This is a genomic window from Sulfuriferula thiophila (genome assembly GCF_003864975.1).
Classification (GTDB): domain Bacteria; phylum Pseudomonadota; class Gammaproteobacteria; order Burkholderiales; family Sulfuriferulaceae; genus Sulfuriferula; species Sulfuriferula thiophila.
On the sequence record NZ_BHGL01000009.1, the window covers coordinates 1 to 304 of the forward strand.

Here is a 304-nt window from a genome sequence, read left to right on the forward strand (position 1 = left end):
GAAGACGAGAATCGTCGGCTTAAAAAGATGTATGCTGAAGAGCGCCTCAAAGCCGAAATCGTTTCAGAGGCGCTTGCAAAAAAGTGGTGAAGCCATCTCTGCGCCGCGAGATGGCTGTGTCAGCGGTGCAAACCAGGCAAATCAGCATCAGCACTGCCTGTGCGGCATTTCGCATCAGCGAAACCTGTTACCGCTACCAAGCGAAGCTGTCATCTGAGAACGCTGTCATTGCTGACTGGCTGATACGTTTGACCACCAACCAACGCAACTGGGGATTTGGCCTATGTTATTTTTACCTGCGCAA

1 pseudogene is annotated in these 304 nt (G+C 51.3%); it reads left to right on the top strand.

Features of this window, described 5'->3' with window-relative positions:
* Positions 1 to 304: pseudogene (locus tag EJE49_RS07510) on the top strand (IS3 family transposase); the annotation flags it as partial.